The organism is Dellaglioa sp. CoH-57-MRSF-20 (assembly GCF_056781955.1).
On the sequence record NZ_JBXAXV010000287.1, the window covers coordinates 1 to 259 of the forward strand.

Annotated in this window: 1 protein-coding gene; it reads right to left on the bottom strand. The window is 55.6% G+C overall.

The features are described 5' to 3' along the window. Nucleotides 1–6: 6 nt before the first annotated feature. Nucleotides 7–168, bottom strand: coding sequence for a hypothetical protein (locus AC1RPN_RS09065; protein WP_281116337.1), 162 nt, complete (start codon nucleotides 166–168; stop codon nucleotides 7–9). Nucleotides 169–259 lie beyond the last annotated feature (91 nt).

Sequence of the window (259 nt, forward strand, 5' to 3'; positions counted from 1 at the left end):
CGAAGGTCATGCGTCCTCCGCGATCTTGGCAGCAATCATGTAGTCGAGCACGGCCCACAGCAGATGATACGTAGCCAGCTGGGTGTTGCCGCCCATGTTAATGGCCACGGCGTACAGCATGTTGAATGCAGCACACACATACATCAGGATCGACGGAATAGACCTCATTGACCACACTCCTGTTTATGTTCGATGATGAGGGTCTGGGCAAGAACCGCGATCAGCAGCCAGTAACAGCCGCCAACCGCGTCGCCCATTG

Coding starts and splice junctions, on each gene's coding strand:
- AC1RPN_RS09065 (WP_281116337.1), bottom strand. CDS start 168: ATGAGGTCTATTCCGTCGATCCTGATGTATGTGTGTGCTGCATTCAAC.